The sequence below is a fragment of the Spirillospora sp. NPDC049024 genome, from assembly GCF_040649235.1.
Taxonomy (GTDB): domain Bacteria; phylum Actinomycetota; class Actinomycetes; order Streptosporangiales; family Streptosporangiaceae; genus Spirillospora.
In genome coordinates, this window is the sequence record NZ_JBEZFD010000009.1 from 185,921 (window position 1) to 203,533 (window position 17,613).

General features: G+C 75.0%; 18 protein-coding genes. 8 read left to right on the forward strand and 10 right to left on the reverse strand.

Annotated elements, in window-relative coordinates; translation table 11 throughout:
- Positions 1–2: 2 nt before the first annotated feature.
- The 6 genes from AB0C21_RS18915 to AB0C21_RS18940 form a co-directional block, all read right to left on the reverse strand.
- A complete protein-coding gene (locus AB0C21_RS18915) occupies positions 3–971 on the reverse strand; it encodes an ABC transporter permease (RefSeq protein ID WP_500205600.1) in 969 nt (322 codons plus the stop codon).
- Positions 968–1,117 (reverse strand): hypothetical protein, encoded by a 150-nt coding sequence (locus tag AB0C21_RS18920; RefSeq protein WP_500205601.1) that lies wholly within the window; start codon positions 1,115–1,117, stop codon positions 968–970. Before AB0C21_RS18920 ends, AB0C21_RS18915 begins: the two co-directional genes overlap by 4 nt.
- Positions 1,118–1,201: 84 nt before the next feature.
- Positions 1,202–1,966 carry an NRDE family protein gene (locus AB0C21_RS18925; RefSeq protein ID WP_500205602.1) on the reverse strand — a complete coding sequence of 255 codons (765 nt, stop codon included), beginning with the start codon at positions 1,964–1,966 and terminating at the stop codon, positions 1,202–1,204.
- A gap of 48 nt (positions 1,967–2,014) precedes the next feature.
- A complete protein-coding gene (locus AB0C21_RS18930) occupies positions 2,015–2,803 on the reverse strand; it encodes an SCO1664 family protein (RefSeq protein WP_149258243.1) in 789 nt (262 codons plus the stop codon).
- A gap of 53 nt (positions 2,804–2,856) precedes the next feature.
- Complete coding sequence (locus tag AB0C21_RS18935) at positions 2,857–3,405, reverse strand: DUF3090 domain-containing protein (RefSeq protein ID WP_149258242.1); 549 nt, start codon at positions 3,403–3,405, stop codon at positions 2,857–2,859.
- A gap of 10 nt (positions 3,406–3,415) precedes the next feature.
- Complete coding sequence (locus tag AB0C21_RS18940; RefSeq protein ID WP_500205604.1) at positions 3,416–4,129, reverse strand: MSMEG_4193 family putative phosphomutase; 714 nt, start codon at positions 4,127–4,129, stop codon at positions 3,416–3,418.
- A gap of 62 nt (positions 4,130–4,191) precedes the next feature.
- Between AB0C21_RS18940 and corA the strand changes: the two genes are divergently transcribed.
- Complete coding sequence (gene corA / locus AB0C21_RS18945) at positions 4,192–5,163, forward strand: magnesium/cobalt transporter CorA (RefSeq protein ID WP_500205606.1); 972 nt, start codon at positions 4,192–4,194, stop codon at positions 5,161–5,163.
- On the opposite strand, the gene AB0C21_RS18950 is transcribed toward corA, so the two are convergent.
- Positions 5,160–5,780 carry a hypothetical protein gene (locus AB0C21_RS18950; protein ID WP_500205609.1) on the reverse strand — a complete coding sequence of 207 codons (621 nt, stop codon included), beginning with the start codon at positions 5,778–5,780 and terminating at the stop codon, positions 5,160–5,162. The genes corA and AB0C21_RS18950 overlap by 4 nt on opposite strands.
- A 131-nt stretch (positions 5,781–5,911) precedes the next feature.
- On the opposite strand from AB0C21_RS18950, the gene AB0C21_RS18955 reads away from it, so the two are divergent.
- From AB0C21_RS18955 to AB0C21_RS18965, 3 genes are all read left to right on the forward strand, one after another.
- Entirely contained in the window at positions 5,912–6,871 is a 960-nt protein-coding gene (locus tag AB0C21_RS18955) for an aldo/keto reductase (protein WP_500205611.1), read from the forward strand.
- A 96-nt stretch (positions 6,872–6,967) separates the two neighbouring features.
- Positions 6,968–8,872 (forward strand): helix-hairpin-helix domain-containing protein, encoded by a 1,905-nt coding sequence (locus tag AB0C21_RS18960; RefSeq protein ID WP_500205613.1) that lies wholly within the window; start codon positions 6,968–6,970, stop codon positions 8,870–8,872.
- 103 nt (positions 8,873–8,975) lie between these two features.
- A complete protein-coding gene (locus tag AB0C21_RS18965; protein ID WP_500205614.1) occupies positions 8,976–9,605 on the forward strand; it encodes a hypothetical protein in 630 nt (209 codons plus the stop codon).
- 39 nt (positions 9,606–9,644) lie between these two features.
- Here the strand turns inward: AB0C21_RS18965 and fabI are convergent, their stop codons facing one another.
- A complete protein-coding gene (fabI, locus tag AB0C21_RS18970; protein WP_149258237.1) occupies positions 9,645–10,433 on the reverse strand; it encodes an enoyl-ACP reductase FabI in 789 nt (262 codons plus the stop codon).
- Between the two features lie 5 nt (positions 10,434–10,438).
- Positions 10,439–11,143 carry a beta-ketoacyl-ACP reductase gene (locus tag AB0C21_RS18975; protein WP_149258236.1) on the reverse strand — a complete coding sequence of 235 codons (705 nt, stop codon included), beginning with the start codon at positions 11,141–11,143 and terminating at the stop codon, positions 10,439–10,441.
- 158 nt (positions 11,144–11,301) lie between these two features.
- Here AB0C21_RS18975 and AB0C21_RS18980 point away from each other — a divergent pair, with 158 nt between their 5' ends.
- Together AB0C21_RS18980 and AB0C21_RS18985 are read left to right on the forward strand one after the other, a co-directional pair.
- A complete protein-coding gene (locus tag AB0C21_RS18980) occupies positions 11,302–12,801 on the forward strand; it encodes a TldD/PmbA family protein (protein WP_500205617.1) in 1,500 nt (499 codons plus the stop codon).
- A gap of 5 nt (positions 12,802–12,806) precedes the next feature.
- Positions 12,807–14,189: a metallopeptidase TldD-related protein gene (locus tag AB0C21_RS18985; protein ID WP_500205776.1), complete on the forward strand. Its 1,383-nt coding sequence runs from the start codon at positions 12,807–12,809 to the stop codon at positions 14,187–14,189.
- Positions 14,190–14,313: 124 nt separating this feature from the next.
- Here the strand turns inward: AB0C21_RS18985 and AB0C21_RS18990 are convergent, their stop codons facing one another.
- A complete protein-coding gene (locus tag AB0C21_RS18990) occupies positions 14,314–14,526 on the reverse strand; it encodes a dodecin (protein WP_149258808.1) in 213 nt (70 codons plus the stop codon).
- A gap of 65 nt (positions 14,527–14,591) precedes the next feature.
- Between AB0C21_RS18990 and AB0C21_RS18995 the strand changes: the two genes are divergently transcribed.
- Positions 14,592–14,930: a DUF3099 domain-containing protein gene (locus AB0C21_RS18995; protein WP_500205619.1), complete on the forward strand. Its 339-nt coding sequence runs from the start codon at positions 14,592–14,594 to the stop codon at positions 14,928–14,930.
- Between the two features lie 620 nt (positions 14,931–15,550).
- Positions 15,551–17,548: a substrate-binding domain-containing protein gene (locus AB0C21_RS19000; protein ID WP_500205621.1), complete on the forward strand. Its 1,998-nt coding sequence runs from the start codon at positions 15,551–15,553 to the stop codon at positions 17,546–17,548.
- Positions 17,549–17,613: the final 65 nt, after the last annotated feature.

The following is a 17,613-nucleotide window of genomic DNA, read 5'->3' on the forward strand; positions in this document are numbered from 1 at the left end:
CCTCACCGCCCCCCGTGGGCGCGGTCGCCGCGCGGGTCGAACGCGTCGCGGACGCCCTCGCCGAGCACGTTGAACGCCAGCGTGGTCAGCAGCAGCAGGACTCCCGGGACGGCGAGCAGCCACCAGGCGGTCTGGAACACGTCGCCTCCCTCGCCGAGCATCGACCCCCAGCTCGGCATCGGCGGGCGCACCCCGACGCCGAGGAACGACAGCGTCGCCTCGAAGACGATCGAGGCCGGGATCAGCAGCGAGGTCAGCACGGTGATCTGCGCGGACAGGTTCGGCAGGATCTCGCCGAACATGATCCGGACGTCGGAGGCGCCGAGGGCGCGGGCCGCCTCGATGAACTCCCGCCTCCGGATCATGATCACCTGGCCGCGGATCACCCGGGCGACCGCCGCGAACGAGAAGAACGCGATCATCAGGATCGTCATGGTCAGGCCGGCGGCGACCGAGCCGATCTGGAACGTGGTGGCCAGCATGATGGCCACCAGCAGGTACGGCAGGGCGAGCAGCATGTCCATGAGCCGGGCGAGCAGGCCGTCGACGAGGCCGCCCGCGAACCCGGCGAGGGTCCCCACCGCGGTCCCGGCGGCGGAGGCGAGCAGGGCCGACAGGATGCCGACGGCCAGCGAGATCCGCGCGCCGTAGGCGGCGCGGACGAGGACGTCGCGGCCGAGCTGGTCGGCGCCGAGGGGGAAGCGGCCGCCCGGTCCGCGCGGCTGCCCTCCGGCGTCCAGCCCGGTCTCCGGGAAGGTCGCGTCGTAGGGGTGGCCGGTCAGGTGCGCCCACAGCGGCGCCAGCGCGGCGAACGCCAGGATCAGCGCCAGGACGGCGAGCGCCGCGACCGCGAACCGGTCGCGGCGGAACCGGGCCCACGCGAGCTGGCACGGGGTGCGGCCCGCCACGGGCCGGGCCCCGTCCGGCGCCGTCCTGCGCCGGCGGGTCTCCACCTCGGCGCAACTGCTCATCGCGCCGCCGCCGCGGCCGCCGCCCGCCCGGGCACGCGGGCCCGGTGCCCGGTCGTGGACGCCGCGCGCCGCGCCACCGCCGCCATCCGCACTCCCCGTCCGCCGATGACCCTGCGCGGGCGGCCCCGCTCCGACGAAGATCGCATCAGGTAGTCAAACTAGCACCGAGCGTCACGTCCCGCAGGCGGAGCCGGCAAGAGGTCCGGGGCGGCGGTCCCGGCCGCCGCCCCTCAGCGGACGCGGGTCCAGGCCCGCTCGTCCCCCGGGGTGGCGGAGAAGTCGTACCGGACGCCGGTCCGGCCGAGCGCGACGAGGCTGACGGAGGTGGTGCCCCACACCCGGCCGTCGCCAAGGTCGAGCAGGGGGAGCAGGGCGCGGTGGTCGGCGCGGGGCAGCCCGGCGCCGTTCACCAGCGGCAGCCACGCGCCCCAGGCCCGCTCCACGGGGTCCCCGGGGCTCGGCTGGGGGCGCGGCGCGGCGGCCAGGAGCGGCCGGAAGTGCGCGAGCCGCGCGGCCATGTAGGCGTCCTCGGTCTCGCCCTCGAGCTGGCCCTCCCCCTCCAGCCCGCTGTTGACGATCATGTGCAGGCCGGGGCCGAGGTCCCGCTCGGTGAGGGCCGCGCCGTCCCAGCTCCACAGCCGGACCCGGTCGGGTTCGGCGCCGACGAGATGGAACGGGTCGAAGGCGGCGAGGTCGGGCAGGCCGAGCTTGCCGTCGGCGGCGACCCGCAGCGGCAGTTCGCCGCGCGAGACGCGGCCCGCCTCGGGCGCCGCCCGGCCGCGGCCGTTCAGCACGACGGCGACCCGCGGGGCGCCGGGGTCCACCGCCAGCCAGGTGCCGCCCGCGCGCAGGTCGCGGCCGCCGAGGAGGCCGGGGCGGTCCGGCCAGTGCCGGCCGGGCGGCTCCCAGGCGCGGGCGACGAACTCGTCGCGCACGCCCGCGAGGAGCACCGGGACCGGAGAGGCGGGGTCGACACTGATGATCGCCGTGCACATGCCCCAATTGGAGCATTTCCCGGAAATGCCGCACCCGGCGGGGCCGACCTACAGCGGCGGCCAGGGGATGGCGGGCCAGTCCTCGGGCGGGTAGGGGTGGATGCGGTGCTTGAGCATCAGCTCGACGCGGCGCCGGGTGGCGTCGACCTCCTCGGCCGTGAGCAGCTCGGCCAGCCGCGCGCCGAGGGCGCCGCGCAGCTCGGCGTGGACCCGGCCGAGCGCGTCGACGGCCTCGGCGGTGAGGGGCTTGCCGCGCCACTGCCACAGGACGGTGCGGAGCTTGTACTCGGTGGAGAAGCAGACGCCGTGGTCGCAGCCGTACACGTGGCCGTCGCCGGGCGGCAGCAGGTGGCCGATCTTGCGGTCGGCGTTGTTGACGACGGCGTCGAAGACCGCCATCCGGCGGACGGCCTCGTCGTCGGAGCGGGACAGCGCGACGAGGTCGATGTCGGGGTCGGGCTCCACCCACAGCTGCACCATGCCGGGCCCGTAGGGGCCGTCGCGGTGGACGGTGGGCGGGACGGTGTTCCAGCCCATGGCCTTGGAGACCTCGTAGGCGGCGACCTCCCGCTCGGCGAGCGTGCCGTCGGGGAAGTCCCACAGGGGCCGCTCCCCCGCGACCGGCTTGTAGACGCAGTTGGCCGTCGCCCCGTCGTGCTCGATCGAGCAGTAGAGGGTGGCGTTGGAGGCCTGGACGAGCCGGCCCTCCACGGCGATGCGCCCGGCCGACAGCAGCCGCTCGGCGGCGTCCGCGTCGCGCGGCGGGACCGGGCGCCCGGCCCCGGCCCGCCCGCCTGCGTCGCCGGCGGGCGCCCGCCCGCGCGAGGACTGCGTCATGCGCTCATTCTCCCGGCCACGTCGTCCATGATCCAGCACAGCGGGGTGTCATCTCAGCCGAGGTACCCGTTCTGGCGGGGGCACACGTGCCCCTCGCTGTCGAGCGGCAGGCCGCACAGCGGGCACGGCGGCCGGCCGGCCGCCACCACCTGCAGGGCGCGCTCGGCGAAGGCCCGGGCCTGGGCCGCGCTGATCCGCACCCGGAGCACCGCGACGGCCGGGTCGTCCTCGCCGACCTCGGGCTCCTCGTCGGACTCGGTGACCTCCTGGGCCTCGATCACCACCTGCTCGTCCTCGGGGTCCCAGGCCAGCGCCATCGTGCCGACCTTGAACTCCTCCTCGACGGGCTGGTCGAGGGGGCCGTCGTCCTTGAGCTCGGACGGGGCGACCGCGGGCACGGCCGCCTCCCCGCCGCTGCGCCGCAGGACCTCGTCCAGCAGCTCCTCGAGCCGCTCGGCCAGCAGCGTCACCTGGAACTTCTCCAGTCCGACGCTGGTGACACGGCGGCCCGAGCGCGCCTGCAGGTAGAAGGCGCGGTCGCCGGGGCGCCCGACGGCGCCGGCGACGAAGCGCTCCGGCGGGTCGTAGGAGATGACGGGCATGCCAATGACCCTACGCGCCGCCGCCGACGACCGCGTCACTCGACCCGAGTCCGTCTTTCCCGGAACGTTCCTCCGGCGGTTCCGGGACCAGGCCGGCGACGTCGCCTCCGGTGTCGTTGAGCCGGACGACGAACGGGCGCGTCTCGGTGTACCGGATCACGGTGAGCGAGGCCGGGTCGGCCTGGATGCGCTGGAACTGGTCCAGGTGGAGGCCGAGGGCGTCGGCGACCACGGACTTGATGATGTCGCCGTGGCTGCACACCGCGTAGAGCGCGTCCGGCCCGTGCGCGGCGGCGATCCGCTCGTTCCAGTCGCGGACGGCGGCGACGGCGCGGTGCTGCGCGTCCGCCAGCGCCTCCCCCGCCTCGCCGGGGAACCGGGCGGCGCTCGGGTGCGCCTGCACGACGCGCCAGAGCGGCTCCTCCGCCAGCTCCTTGAGGGGGCGCCCCGTCCAGTCGCCGTAGCGGACCTCGCCGAACCGCTCGTCGGTCTCGATCTTCCCGGCGGGCTCGGCGCGCGCCGCGACGATGGCCTCCGCGGTCTCGGCGCAGCGTTCGAGGGGGCTGGACACGACGGCGGCGAGCGGCAGCGGCGCCAGGCGGGCGGCCAGCGCGGCCGCCTGCGCGCGGCCGCGCTCGTCCAGGCGCACGCCGGGCGTCCATCCGGCCAGCACGGGGCCGGTCATCGCGGTCAGGCCATGCCGAACCAGGAGAAGCATCGTCACACCGGCCACTCTAGGAGATCACCGGAACGCCCCGACGCCCCGGATGCGCGACAATGCGTGGCGTGATCGTCGACAAGGCCATCTACGCCGGCGGCAAGCGCCGCGACATCGAGGGCGACATCAGCGACGCGTTCGACCTCGCCCGGGAGGACGGCGACTGCTTTTTGTGGATCGGCCTCTTCGAACCCGACGAGGACGAGTTCGAGCTGGTCAAGGACGAGCTGAACCTGCACCCCCTCGCGGCCGAGGACGCGGTGTCCGCGCACCAGCGGCCCAAGATGGAGCGCTACGACGACACGCTGTTCGTGGTGCTGAAGACCCTCGCCTACATCGACAAGACCTCCGACATCGAGGTCGGCGAGATCATGGTCTTCCTCGGCCGGGACTTCGTGGTGACCGTCCGGCACGGCGCCGGCAACCCGCTCGGGCCGGTCCGCAGGCGGCTGGAGGAGAGCCCGGAGCTGCTCGGGCACGGCGCCACCGCGGTCCTGTACGCGGTGTGCGACGAGGTCGTCGACCGGTACGGCGTCGTCGCCCACGAGGTCGAGGTCGACATCATCGGGCTGGAGCGGGCCGTGTTCGACCCGAACGCCCGGGACGTCACCGCCGACATCTACTCGCTCAAGCGGGAGGTGCTCGAGTTCCGCAGCGCCGAGGACCCGCTCGTGCCCGTCCTCCAGGAGATCGTGAAGGGCCGCGTCGCCGAGTGCGGCTCCACCCGCGAGTACTTCCGCGACGTCCTGGACCACCTGCTGCGCGTCGACGGGCAGGTCGACTCCCACAACGAACTGCTCAACAGCGTGCTGACCGCGCACCTGGCGCTGCTCGGCAAGCGGCAGAACGAGGACATGCGGAAGATCTCCGCGTGGGCCGCGATCATCGCCGTGCCCACCGCGATCGCCGGGATCTACGGCATGAACTTCGACCACATGCCCGAGCTGCACTGGACGATCGGCTACCCGCTCGTCATCGCGGTCATGGCCGTGGTGTGCGTGCTGCTGTTCCGCCGACTGCGCAAGAGCGGCTGGCTCTAGCCGTCCATGACGTGGGGCGACGGCGGCGCGGCGAGCAGCACCGCCCACAGGTGCGACTCGGCGCCCCGCGCCTCCAGGCGCCTGCGCATCCGCTCCACACCGGAGCGCGTGGGCAGCGCCAGCCACACCAGCAGCGGGTAGCCGAGGACGAACCCGACGACGAAGACGAGCTCGCTGTGGGCCACCATCGCCAGCGGCAGACCGAGCAGGATCACGCCCTCGGCCAGCGCGAACCGCAGCAGGACCGCCTGCCGGAACATCATCAGCGCGGTCAGCGCCGCCGCGCCCGGCTCGGCGCCCGGCGCCATCGGGCGCGGCGCGCGGGGTCCGGCGATCAGGGCCAGCAGCGCGGCCGCCGCGAGCGGGAGGTGGATCCACGGCGGTGCGTCGCGGCGGCCGTCCTCGACGATCAGCGGCATGATCGCCAGGATCAGCACGGGGGCGGCCAGCAGCGCCAGCATCATCAGGCGCATCCGGCCGAGCTCGGTGCCGGCGCGCAGCGAGGCGAGGTAGCCGGGGTCGTCGCCGGGGCCGGCGCCGAACACCGGCGCCACGCTCGGCCCGCCATCGCCCTCCGGCGTCTTCGGCGAGTACATCGAGAACGGGGGTGGCGCCATGGCTGCGAACTCTAGCCCGGCGGGACCCGGCCGCAATAGATCTCACCAGGATCTTCACGCCGCGGGCGCGTCCCGCCGGAGCCGCCGCTCGCTTTCCGCGCGGCCTGCGCGGACCGCTAGATTGACCGCCTATGAAGGAGCGTCACCTCGGGCGGAGCGGGCTGCTGGTGTCCCGGCTGGGCCTAGGCACCATGACCTGGGGCCAGGACACCGATCCGAACGAGGCGGCGGCCCAGCTCACCGCGTTCGTGGAGGCGGGGGGGACCCTGGTCGACACCGCCGACGTCTACAGCGACGGCGACAGCGAGCGCATCCTCGGCCACCTGCTGCGCGAGCTGGTCGACCGCGACGACCTCGTCGTCGCGACCAAGGCCGCCATCCGGCCGAACGGGCGCTACGACGGATCCCGCAGGCACCTGCTGCGCGCGCTCGACGCCTCACTCGACCGCATGGACCTGGACCACGTCGACCTGTGGCAGCTGAACGTCTACGACCCGGCCACGCCCCTGGAGGAGACGCTGTCGGCGCTGGACGAGGCGGTCGCGTCCGGCAGGGCCCGCTACGTCGGGGTCTCCAACTACGCCGGCTGGCAGGTCGCCAAGGCCGCCGCCTGGCAGCGCGCATGGCCGGGCCGCGCGCCCATCGTGTCCGCGCAGCTGGAGTACTCGCTGCTGAGCCGCGACATCGAGCGGGAGGTCGTGCCCGCCGCCCTGGACGCCGGGGCGGGCCTGCTGCCGTGGTCCCCGCTCGGCCGGGGCGTCCTCACCGGCAAGTACCGCACGGGCATCCCCGCCGGGTCGCGCGCCGCCGCCCCGCACTTCGCCGAGTTCGTCCAGCCGTACCTGGACGAGGAGTGCGCCCGCATCGTGGAGTCGGTGGTGACCGCCGCCGAGGGCCTCGGGTGCTCCCCGCTCGCCGTGGCGCTCGCGTGGGTCCGCGACCGGGAGGGCGTCGCCGCGCCGATCGTCGGCGCCCGGACCGCCGCGCAGCTCCGCGCGATCCTGGAGAGCGAGGAGGTCACGCTGCCGAACGAGATCCGCGGCGCGCTGGACGACGTCTCCGACGCCTCGGACACGACCTCCCACCCGTGATGCGTCCGTGCGCGATTCATCCGTGAAGCCCGGGGCCGTCCGTGGCACGCTCTGGACGGTCCACCGCCAACCGCGATCAGCCGTGACGGGAAGCCCGTGACCGACACCCCTGACCAGACGCCCTCCCCCGCCGAGCGCAAGGCCCGCGCCGAGGCCGCCATGCGCGCCGCCGAGGCCGCCGCCGGAGCGCTCGTCGAGAGGGACGCCCCCGCCCCCGACTCCGCGCCCGCACCCGCGCCGGCGCCCGAGCCCGGACGCACCCCGGAGGAGGGCCTGCGCGCCCTCGCCGAGCTGTTCGCCGAGACGGGCGTGCCCGCGGCCCTCGCCGCCCGGGCCGCGGCGCGGCTCGGGCCGGGCGCCGCCGGGCGGCTGCGCGACGACCCGTGGCGGCTGCTGAGCGTCCCCGGCGTCCGCCCCGGTCAGGCCGACCACTTCGCCCGCGCCGTCCTCGGCGACGGCGCCCGCCCCGACGACCCCCGCCGCGGCGGCGCCCTCGTCCTGCACCTGCTGACGGAGGCGGCGCGCCAGGGCCACACGGTCACGCCCGCCGCCGACGTGCTGTCCGCACTGGAGCGCCTGCGCTTCCCCGACCCCGGGCGCGCCATCGAGGCGGCGCTGGACGAGGCGGAGGTGCTGTCGCTCACCGAGGAGCCCGAGTTCGACGAGGAGGCGTTCGAGGAGGACGCCGAGCCGCCGGAGCCGGAGGAGACGCTCGGCCCGGCGCGGTGGGCGCTCGCCGAGGAGGCGGCGGCCGAGGGCTTCCAGCGCCTGACGCTCACCGCGGCGCCGCTGCTGGACGACGCGGCCCTGAAGGGCCTGCGCGACGGGCTCCCCGAAGACCGCTCCCTCGCCCTCACCGCCGCGCTGCGCACCGGCGTGAGCATCCTGCGCGGCACGCCGGACGGTCTCGCCCGCACGGTCGCCGCGATCGCCTCCGCCGCCGCGTCGCAGGGCCTCCGGACCGCGGTGGCGGCGCCCACCGACCGCGCCGCCGCCGATCTCGCCGCCGCCCTTGCCGGCGGGGCCGCAGAAGGCGTCGAGGTCACCAGCCTGCACCGGCTGCTGGAGCCGCGAGAGGACCCGTCCGCCGCGCCCGGGGCCGTCGTCTACGGGCGCGGCGAGCAGCGGCCCTTCGAGCTCGACCTGGTCATCGTGGCGGACGGCGCGGCGCTCGACGTCGAGCTGTGCGCGGTGCTGACCGAGGCGTGCCCGGACGGCGCCCACCTCGTGCTGTGCTGCGAGCCGGGCGCCGCGCCGCCCGCCGGGCCCGGCCGGCCGCTGGACGACCTGGAGGCGTCGGAGACCGTGCCCGTGGTGGAGCTGGACGCCGAGCCGCCGTCCGGCCCCGTCGGCGCGCTGACCGAGGCGGTGCGCGGCGGCGAGCTGGCCGCCGTGGACGCCCCCGGCCGCGAGGTCGTGATCGTGCCCGCCGAGGGCGCCGCGGAGGCGGTGCACCGGGCCGTCCAGCTCGTCACCGACTCGATCCCGCGCGCCCTCGGCATCCCCGTCGAGGACGTCCAGGTCGTCGCCCCGGCGGCGGGCGGGGACGCGGGCGCCGGCGCCCTCAACGCCGCGCTCAAGGCCCGCCTGAACCCCGGCCCCGGCGCGTTCGGCGGCATGGACCCCGGCGACCGCGTGGTCGTCGCCGCGCCCCTCCCGCAGGCCCCGCTCGGCGAGACGGGCGTGGTGACCGGCGGCGGCCCGCACGGACTGGAGGTCGACTTCCCGGGCGGCGCCGCGGTCGTCGCCCCGGCGGACGTGTCCCGGCTGCGGCACGGCTGGGCGGTGCCGGTGGCGCTCGCACGCGGGACCCGGCGTCCCGGCGTGGTCGCGGTGCTGGCGGCGGACGGCCTGTCGCGGCCGCTGGTGGCCACCGCGTTCGGCCTCGCGCGCCGCCACCTGTCCGTCGTGCAGGCGGCCGGACCCGCGCTGGCCAGGGCCGTCCGCGAGGACGGGGCCCCGGCGCGGCGCACCAGGCTCGCGCGGCTGGTGGCCCAGTGAGGTACTGACGGGTAAAGAAACCCCCGTGTCGCGGTTTACGGACGACCCCGTATGGGACACGATGTCAACAAGGGTCAGGGACGGCACCGGGTGGAGGAACGACATGCCCCAGCGGCTCAGGCGGCTCGGTACGGCGTCGGCGGCGGTCTCGGCGGGGGCGCTCGTCGTCGTCCTCGCCGCCCCGGCGGCCGAGGCGGAGACGTGCAAGAAGGGCGTCGATCCCCAGAGCACGATCGAGAACTGGAAGTGCAACCTCGGCAACCTGCGCGAGGGCCTCACCCCGAAGCCCACGCCGACGCCCACGCCGACGAAGACCGCGAAGCCGGTTCCGGAGAAGTCCACCAAGAAGACGAGGACGCCGGCCAAGGCGCCGGCCAAGGCCCCGCGCAAGCCGGCCTCGGCGCCGAGCGGCGGGCAGGGGGCCGCGTCCGGGCCCGCCCCGATGACGGGAGCCCTCAAGCCGTACAAGGGGCAGGCCCCGGTCACCGCGCCGGGGCTTCCCGGCGTGCTGCCCACGCCTGAGATCGCGGCCGACCCGAACGCCTACACGAACGCGTCCGGCGGGACGGCCGCCGTGCCGCAGACCCGGCTCATCTCCCCCGTCGCCGCGTCCGGCCAGGACAACGGCCAGATGCTGCTGGTCGCCGCCGCGGCCGGGGCCGCCGGGGCCGTGGGCGCCCTCCACATCAGCGTCGCGGGCCGCGCCCTCCGCCGCCGCCGCGAGGCGCGCTGAGGGTTCCGCGGGCCGCGGGCAGCCGCGGCCCGCCGGGCGTCACGCGGACGCGGCGCCGATGGAGTGCAGGCCGCCGTCGACGTGGACGATCTCGCCCGTCGTCGCGGGGAACCAGTCCGACAGCAGCGCCGCGCAGGCGCGGGCCGTGGGCTCGCTGTCCTTGATGTCCCAGCCGAGCGGGGCCGCCTTCGGCCACATGTCCGTCATGCCCTCGAAGCCGGGGATGCTCTTGGCCGCCATCGTCGCGAGCGGCCCCGCGGCGACGAGGTTCACCCGGATGCCCTGCGGGCCCAGGTACTTGGCCAGGTAGCGGGCGCACGACTCCAGGCCGGCCTTCGCCACGCCCATCCAGTCGTACACCGGCCACGCCTTGGTGGCGTCGAAGTCGAGGCCGACGACGGAGCCGCCGTCCTTCATCAGCGGCAGGCACGCCATCGTCAGCGACTTCAGCGAGTACGTGGACGCGTGCACGGCCGTCGCGACGTCCTCCCAGGGCGTCTCGAGGAAGTTGCCGCCGAGCGCGGTCTGCGGCGCGAAGCCGATCGCGTGGACCACGCCGTCGAGGCGGTCGAAGCCGCAGTCGCGCAGGTTCCCGGCCAGGGCGCCGAGCTGGTCGGCGTCGGTGACGTCGAGCTCCAGCACCGGCGGCGGGTCGTCGGGGCCGGACGGCAGCCGCTTGGCGGTCCGCTGCGTCAGGGTCGGCCGCGGGTAGGCGGTCAGCACCACCTCGGCGCCCTGCTCCTGCGCGATCCGCGCGACGTGGAAGCCGATGGAGGCGTCGGTGAGGACGCCGGTGACCAGGATGCGCTTGCCTTCGAGGATTCCCATGACTGTCAGTGCCCCATTCCCAGGCCGCCGTCGACCGGGATCACGGCCCCGGTGATGTAGGCGGCGTCCTCACTGGCCACGAACCGCACGGCCTTGGCGATCTCCTCCGGCTTCGCGATGCGGCCGAGCGGCACCGCGGCCGTGATGGCCTTCTGCTGGTCCTCGCTGAGCACCGCCGTCATGTCGGTGTCGACGAAGCCGGGGGCCACCACGTTGACCGTGATGCCCCGCGACCCGAGCTCGCGGGCGAGCGAGCGCGCGAAGCCGACCATGCCGGCCTTGGACGCGGCGTAGTTGGACTGCCCCGGCGAGCCCATCAGCCCCACGACCGAGGAGACCAGCACGATCCGCCCCGCGCGCTTGCGCATCATGCTCTTCACCGCGCGCTTGGCCACCCGGAACGAGCCGGTCAGGTTGGTGTCCAGGACGGAGGTGAACGACTCCTCGCTCATGATCGCGAGAAGCGTGTCCTTGGTGATCCCCGCGTTGGCGACGACCACCTCGACCGGGCCCTGCTCCGCCTCCACCTTGCCGAAGGCGGCGTCGACGTCCTCGGCGCTCGTCACGTCGCACCGGACGCCGAACAGCCCCTCGGGCGGCTCTCCCGACCGGTAGGTGACCGCGACCGCGTCGCCCGCCGCGGCGAGCTCGCGGGCGATGGCGAGGCCGATGCCCCGGTTACCGCCGGTCACGAGGACAGAGCGACTCATCAGGACCCTCTCGTTGTGCTGCTCGTTGGCTGGTGCCCGACACTAGCGGCCCCGGCGCCCGCTGCGGATGTCCCCAACCGACAAGATCCGCTCACCTCCCTTTGTTCGGTCGGCGCGCGGGCCCCGGCGGGACGGGCGCGGGCGGTAGGTTGCGGAGGGTGCATGACATCGATCCCGCCTTCACCGCGCTGCCGCTCCGCGCGCTGGCCGACGCGGCGCTGTCCCGTGCCAGGGAGCTGGGCGCCGAGCACGCCGACTTCCGCCTGGAGCGCATCCGCAGCCAGACACTCCGCCTGCACGACGCCGCCCTGGAGACCGCACTGGACGCCGACGACGTCGGGCTGTCGGTCCGGGTCGTCAAGGACGGCACCTGGGGCTTCGCCGCGGGCATCGACCTGACGCCTGGGGGCGCGGCCCGCGTCGCCGCGCAGGCCGTCGAGGTCGCCGCCGTCGCCCGGGCCGTCAACCGCGAGCCGATCGAGCTGGCGCCCGAGCCCGTCCACGGCGAGCGCACCTGGGTCTCCGCGTACGAGACCGACCCCTTCGAGGTGCCGACCGCCGACAAGGTGGCGCTGCTGGCGGGGTGGAGCCGGCGGCTGCTCGGCGACGACCGCGTCGACCACGTCGACGCCGCCCTGCTGCAGGTCAAGGAGAACAAGTTCTTCGCCGACCTCGCCGGGACGGTCACCACCCAGCAGCGCGTCCGGCTGCATCCGGTCGTGACCGCCGTGGGCATCGCCGACGGCCTGTTCGACACGATGCGCACGCTCGCGCCGCCCGCCGGGTACGGCTGGGAGTGGCTGTCGGGCCGGCACTGGGACTGGGACGGCGAGCTCGCCCGCATCCCCGAGCTGCTCGCCGAGAAGCTCGCGGCGCCGTCGGTGGAGCCGGGCGTGTACGACGTCGTCGTCGACCCGTCCAACCTGTGGCTGACGATCCACGAGTCGATCGGGCACGCCACCGAGCTGGACCGGGCGCTCGGCTACGAGGCCGCTTACGCGGGCACCTCGTTCGCCACGCCGGACAAACTCGGGGCCCTGCGGTACGGCTCCAAGGTCATGAACATCACCGGGGACCGGACCACCGAGCACGGCCTGGCCACGATCGGCTACGACGACGAGGGCGTGGAGGCCCAGTCGTTCGACATCGTCTCCGAGGGCCTGTTCACCGGCTACCAGACCGACCGGCGCATCGCCCGCCTCACCGGCGCCGAGCGCTCCAACGGCTGCGCCTTCGCCGACTCCGCGTCCAGCATGCCGATCCAGCGGATGGCGAACGTCTCGCTCAGGCCCGCCGAGGGCGGCCCGTCCACCGAGGAGCTGATCTCGGGGGTCGAGCGCGGCATCTACATCCTCGGCGACAAGAGCTGGTCGATCGACATGCAGCGCCAGAACTTCCAGTTCACCGGGCAGCGGTTCTTCCGGATCGAGAACGGGCGCCTGGCCGGGCAGCTGCGCGACGTCGCCTACCAGGCGACGACCACCGACTTCTGGAACTCGATGGAGGCCGTCGGCGGTCCGCAGACCTACGTGCTCGGCGGCGCGTTCAACTGCGGCAAGGGCCAGCCGGGGCAGGTCGCGCCGGTCAGCCACGGCTGCCCGTCGGCGCTGTTCCGGGGCGTCAACATCCTCAACGCGGTGAAGGAGGCCGGCCAGTGAGCACGATCAGGCCGCAGGAGGCCGTCGAGCGGGCCCTGTCGCTGTCCCGCGCGGACGACTGCGTCGTCATCGCAGACGAGGCGAGCACCGCGAACCTGCGGTGGGCGGGCAACACCCTCACCACCAACGGCGTGACCCGCTCCAACCGCCTCACGGTCATCGCGCTGCGGAACACGGCGGACGGGGTCGCGGCGGGCGTGGTGTCGCGGTCGGCCGTCGGCGCCGACGGCATCGAGGACCTGGTGCGCGCCGCCGAGGCCGACGCCGCGGGCAACGAGCCCGCCGAGGACGCCCGGCCGCTGGTCGCCGAGGCGCCGCCCGCGGGCGGCGCCGGATGGGACGACGACCCCGCCGAGACCGGCATCGGGGTCTTCGAGGGCTTCGCGCCCGCGCTCGGCGAGGCGTTCGCCGCCGCGCAGGCCGGCGGCCGGCGCCTGTACGGGTTCGCCAACCACATGGTCACCTCGACGTTCCTCGGCAGCTCGGCGGGGCTGCGGCTGCGGCACGACCAGCCGACCGGGCTGGTGGAGCTGAACGCCAAGGGCGCGGGCGGCTCGGCGTGGGCGGGCGTCGGCACCCGCGACTTCACCGACGTGGACGTCGCCGCCCTCACCGCCGGCCTCGCGCGGCGGCTGGAGTGGGGCGAGCGGCGCGTGGAGCTGCCGGCCGGGCGGTACGAGACGATCCTGCCGCCCTCCGCCGTCGCCGACCTGATGATCTACCTGTACTGGTCGGCGGGCGCCCAGGACGCGCAGGACGGCCGGACGGTGTTCAGCGCCCCCGGCGGCGGCACCCGCGTCGGGGAGCGGCTCGCGAACCTGCCCGTCACCCTGTCCAGCGACCCGGCCGCCCCGGGCATGGAGTGCGCCCCGTTCGTCATCGCGCACGCCTCCGGCCGCGAGTCGTCGGTGTTCGACAACGGGCTCGCGCTGGGCGCCACCGACTGGATCGGCGACGGGACCCTCGCGTCCCTCACCCAGACCCGGCACTCCGCCGAGCGGACCGGGCTGCCGGTCACGCCCGCCGTCGACAACCTGGCGATGCGCGGGCCGGACGGCGGCGCCTCCCTGGAGGAGATGATCGCCCGCACCGAGCGCGGGCTGCTGCTGACGTGCCTGTGGTACATCCGGGAGGTCGACCCGCAGAGCCTGCTGCTGACCGGCCTCACCCGCGACGGCGTCTACCTCGTCGAGGACGGCGAGGTCGTCGGGGCCGTGAACAACTTCCGGTTCAACGAGAGCCCGGTCGACCTGCTGTCGCGGCTCGCCGAGGTCGGCGAGACCGGGCCGACGCTGCCGCGCGAGTGGTCCGACTACTTCACCCGCACCGCCATGCCGGCGATCCGGGTGCCCGACTTCCACATGTCGACGGTGAGCCAGGCCACCTGACCCGCCGCGGACGGCGGGAACGCCGCGCCCGGGCCCTGAGCCGGACCCGGCGCGGCGTTCCCGCCCTCCCCCGGCCGTGACGGTCCGGGCGCCGGGCGCCCCCGGCGCTAAGCCCACCGCGGGCTCACGCGTCCTCCAGGCGGAAGCCCACCTTCATGGTCACCTGGAAGTGGGCCACATCACCGTCCTCGATGTGGCCGCGGACCTCGGTCACCTCGAACCAGTCGAGATGGCGCAGGGTCTGCGAGGCGCGCCGGACGCCGTTGCGGATCGCGGCCTCGACGGTGTCCGGCGAGGTCCCCACGATCTCGGTCACGCGGTACGTGCGATCGGTCATCGACTCCTCCAGATGTTTTGCCCAGTACTGCCGGTGCAGGTCGGACTCCATGGGCTTACCGTGGAATGGTGAAGGTCAATCCCCGCCACCACCGCGAGCCGGCGGTCTACACGGTCACCGACGCTCCCCGTCCCATGTCGGAGGACATCGGCCACCGCCAGCGGCGGTACCTCGTGTCCATGGGCGTCCGCACGATCTGCTTCGTGGGGGCGGTGGTGGCCGCGGTCGCGGGCGCGCCGTGGTGGCTCGCGCTGCTCATGGTGGTCGGAGCCGTGGTGCTCCCCTATGTCGCCGTCATCTTCGCGAACGGAGGGCGCGAACCGACCGCCCCGGCGGCCTTCGACGACCGCGCGCACAGGGAACAGAAGCCGGTTTCCGGACAGCGTCCGGAAATCCGGTCGTGACATTCTCTTGACTAACCGCAGGGGGTTTCGGTGTACGATTTGTACCGGCGCTCTGGTCCCCCGTCGGAGCGCCCGTGCCGGTGTTCCGGGCCCCCGTCGGAACACCGATGATGCGGCGCCGGGTGGATTGCCCCCGTATCCACCCGGCGCCGCTTTTCAATGTCCTGGGTGTCTCTTGAAGCCGCGCGGCGCCGCGGACGACCCTCCGCGGACCTCTCCTTGACCGCCCTTCCCGGATGAGGCACATCCCCGCCGGAACGCAAGCCCTCCGGGCTGGCCTGGTCCGGCCACGACCCGAAACCCGGACCCCTCACGCCCTCCCCGCCCAGATCCGCGGGGATCGCGGCGCTTCCACCCGGACACCCTCCCCCAGGACGTCCTGGTCGCGAACCGATCCTCTTCCCGGGCCCGCCGCGTACTGCTGAGCGACGCCGACGCCCCGCACCGGAGGGGAGGCTTCGCGGGAGCCCGGGGCCCCGCCACCCCTTGACGGAGGCGGCCGTTGAGACGAACATCACAGCTGCCCCCTTTGAGACACATCCCCCATGTGTCTCACCGGCGGGCCGTCGACCCACGGCGCGACACGGCCCGCACCCCCGCCCGGGAAACGGAGATCGGCCATGAGCGCACACGACGACGTTCCTGAGTGGGCACCCCGGACCCCGCCGGAGTCGGGCGGCCCGGAGTCCCCCTACCTCTTCCTCGGCGCCTCCCGCCCGGGCGGGCTCCCGCCCTCCGGCGCGGGCGAGTCCTCCGGCGAGCCGTTCGACGCCTTCACGCGGCCGCATCGCACGCCCCGGCCTCCGGGTCCGGCGCACGCCGCCGCCCGGCCGGCTCGCGGGCCGTGGGGCCTCGGCGGGGGGCGGCCGCCGCGGCGCGTCGGCGGCGTCCTGCTCGGGCCGCTGGCGGGCGCGGTCGGCCTGGTGCTGCTCACCGGGTTAGGCGCCTACGCCCTCGCCTCGACCGGGGGCGGGTGCTCCGGCGACGGCGCGGTGACGCTCGACGTGGCGGCGGCGCCGGACGTCGCGTCCGCGGTGGCGCGGGCGGCGGGCCGCTTCAACGACGCCGGGCACAAGGTGGACGGGCGGTGCGCCCGCGCGCGGGTGCGCGCCGCCGACCCCGCCGCGGTCACGACGCTGCTGTCCGGCAAGGGCGTGGCCGGGGTCGCCCAGAAGCCGGACGTCTGGATCCCCGACTCCTCGCTGTGGACCAAGCTCGTCGAGGGCCCCGGTCGGGTCCCGGCCCCCGGGGACCCGGACCGGCTGGGCGGGATCGCCTCGACCCCGATCGTGCTGGCGATGCCGCGCGGCCTCGCGACCCGGTTGCGCGATCTCGGCGCGCCGGAGCGGCCGTCCTGGAAGGACCTGCTCGCGGCGGCCGGGACGGCATCGAACGCCGAGCCGGGCCCGGCGGCGGGGGCGATCCCGCCGCGGCTGCTCCGCCTCCAGGTCCCCGACCCGGACCGCAGCGCGACCGGCATGGGCTCGCTGATCCTGGCCGGCGCGCTGCTGGCGGACGCCCCGGGCGGAGAGGCGTCGTTCACCGGCGTGGTCCGGACGATCCGGGAGGGCGTCGCCCCATCGGTCCAGGCCGAGTTCGCCGCGTTCGGCGCGTCCGGCCAGGGCAAGCCCGACCGCTACCCGGTCGCGCTGGCGCCCGAGCAGGCGGTGTACGCCTACAACGCGCGGCGTCCGGCGGAGCCGGCGGTGGCGGTGCACCCGGCGGAGGGCACGGTCTACCTCGACCACCCCGTCACCGTGTTGGCGGAGGACCGGGCCAAGGCGCGCGCGGCGCGGCTGCTGGGAACGGCGCTCGTGGACAGGGCCACCCGCGACGACCTCCAGCGGCTGGGCTTCCGGGCGCCCGGCGGGGCGGCGCCCGCGTCGTTCTCGCCGCGGACCGGCCTGGACCCGCGCCCGCCGCGGGCGCTCCCGGACACGCCCGCCGCCGACGTGCGGCGCACCATGCAGTCGTGGGCGCAGCTGTCGCTGAGCATCCGGATGCTGAGCGTGATCGACGTGTCGGGGTCCATGGACGAGCCGGTCGCGCCGGGGGTGACGCGGCTGCAGTCCACGGTCCGCACCGCCCAGGGCGGGCTCTCGCTGCTGCCGGACGACAGCGAGCTCGGCCAGTGGGTCTTCTCCACGAAGCTGGAGGGCGACCGGGACTGGCGGGAGCTCGTGAGCGTGGGCCCCCTCAACGAGCGGCTGGGGTCGGCCACCCGGCGGCAGCTCGTGCTGAGCGCGTTCGCGCGGATCCAGGTGAAGAAGCACGGCGACACCGGGCTGTACGACACGGTCATGGCCGCGTTCGACTACATGAAGCGGACCTACAAGCCGGAGTACGTGAACTCGGTCCTGCTGTGGACGGACGGCAGGAACGAGGACCCCCGCGGCCCGTCCCTGGAGGAGACCCTCGACCACATGCGCCGCGAGTACGACCCGGAGCGCCCCGTCCAGGTCAACATGCTGGGCTACGGCTCGGGCGTGGACGTCAACGAGCTGCGGCGGATCGCGGAGGTGACGCACGGCGACGCGTACGTGGCCGAGACGCCCGGGCAGATCCAGGGGATCTTCCTCAAGGCCGTCTCGCGCCGGGTCTGCGAGCCCGACTGCTGACCCGCGGAGCGCCGGGCCGCGCCCGGAGGCCGCGCACGAACCCTCTCGTATTTGATTCTAGAACT

Coding starts and splice junctions, on each gene's coding strand:
- AB0C21_RS18915 (WP_500205600.1), bottom strand. CDS start 971: ATGAGCAGTTGCGCCGAGGTGGAGACCCGCCGGCGCAGGACGGCGCCG.
- AB0C21_RS18920 (WP_500205601.1), bottom strand. CDS start 1,117: ATGCGATCTTCGTCGGAGCGGGGCCGCCCGCGCAGGGTCATCGGCGGA.
- AB0C21_RS18925 (WP_500205602.1), bottom strand. CDS start 1,966: ATGTGCACGGCGATCATCAGTGTCGACCCCGCCTCTCCGGTCCCGGTG.
- AB0C21_RS18930 (WP_149258243.1), bottom strand. CDS start 2,803: ATGACGCAGTCCTCGCGCGGGCGGGCGCCCGCCGGCGACGCAGGCGGG.
- AB0C21_RS18935 (WP_149258242.1), bottom strand. CDS start 3,405: ATGCCCGTCATCTCCTACGACCCGCCGGAGCGCTTCGTCGCCGGCGCC.
- AB0C21_RS18950 (WP_500205609.1), bottom strand. CDS start 5,780: ATGGCGCCACCCCCGTTCTCGATGTACTCGCCGAAGACGCCGGAGGGC.
- AB0C21_RS18955 (WP_500205611.1), top strand. CDS start 5,912: ATGAAGGAGCGTCACCTCGGGCGGAGCGGGCTGCTGGTGTCCCGGCTG.
- AB0C21_RS18965 (WP_500205614.1), top strand. CDS start 8,976: ATGCCCCAGCGGCTCAGGCGGCTCGGTACGGCGTCGGCGGCGGTCTCG.
- fabI (WP_149258237.1), bottom strand. CDS start 10,433: ATGGGAATCCTCGAAGGCAAGCGCATCCTGGTCACCGGCGTCCTCACC.
- AB0C21_RS18975 (WP_149258236.1), bottom strand. CDS start 11,143: ATGAGTCGCTCTGTCCTCGTGACCGGCGGTAACCGGGGCATCGGCCTC.
- AB0C21_RS18990 (WP_149258808.1), bottom strand. CDS start 14,526: ATGACCGATCGCACGTACCGCGTGACCGAGATCGTGGGGACCTCGCCG.
- AB0C21_RS18995 (WP_500205619.1), top strand. CDS start 14,592: ATGGTGAAGGTCAATCCCCGCCACCACCGCGAGCCGGCGGTCTACACG.
- AB0C21_RS19000 (WP_500205621.1), top strand. CDS start 15,551: ATGAGCGCACACGACGACGTTCCTGAGTGGGCACCCCGGACCCCGCCG.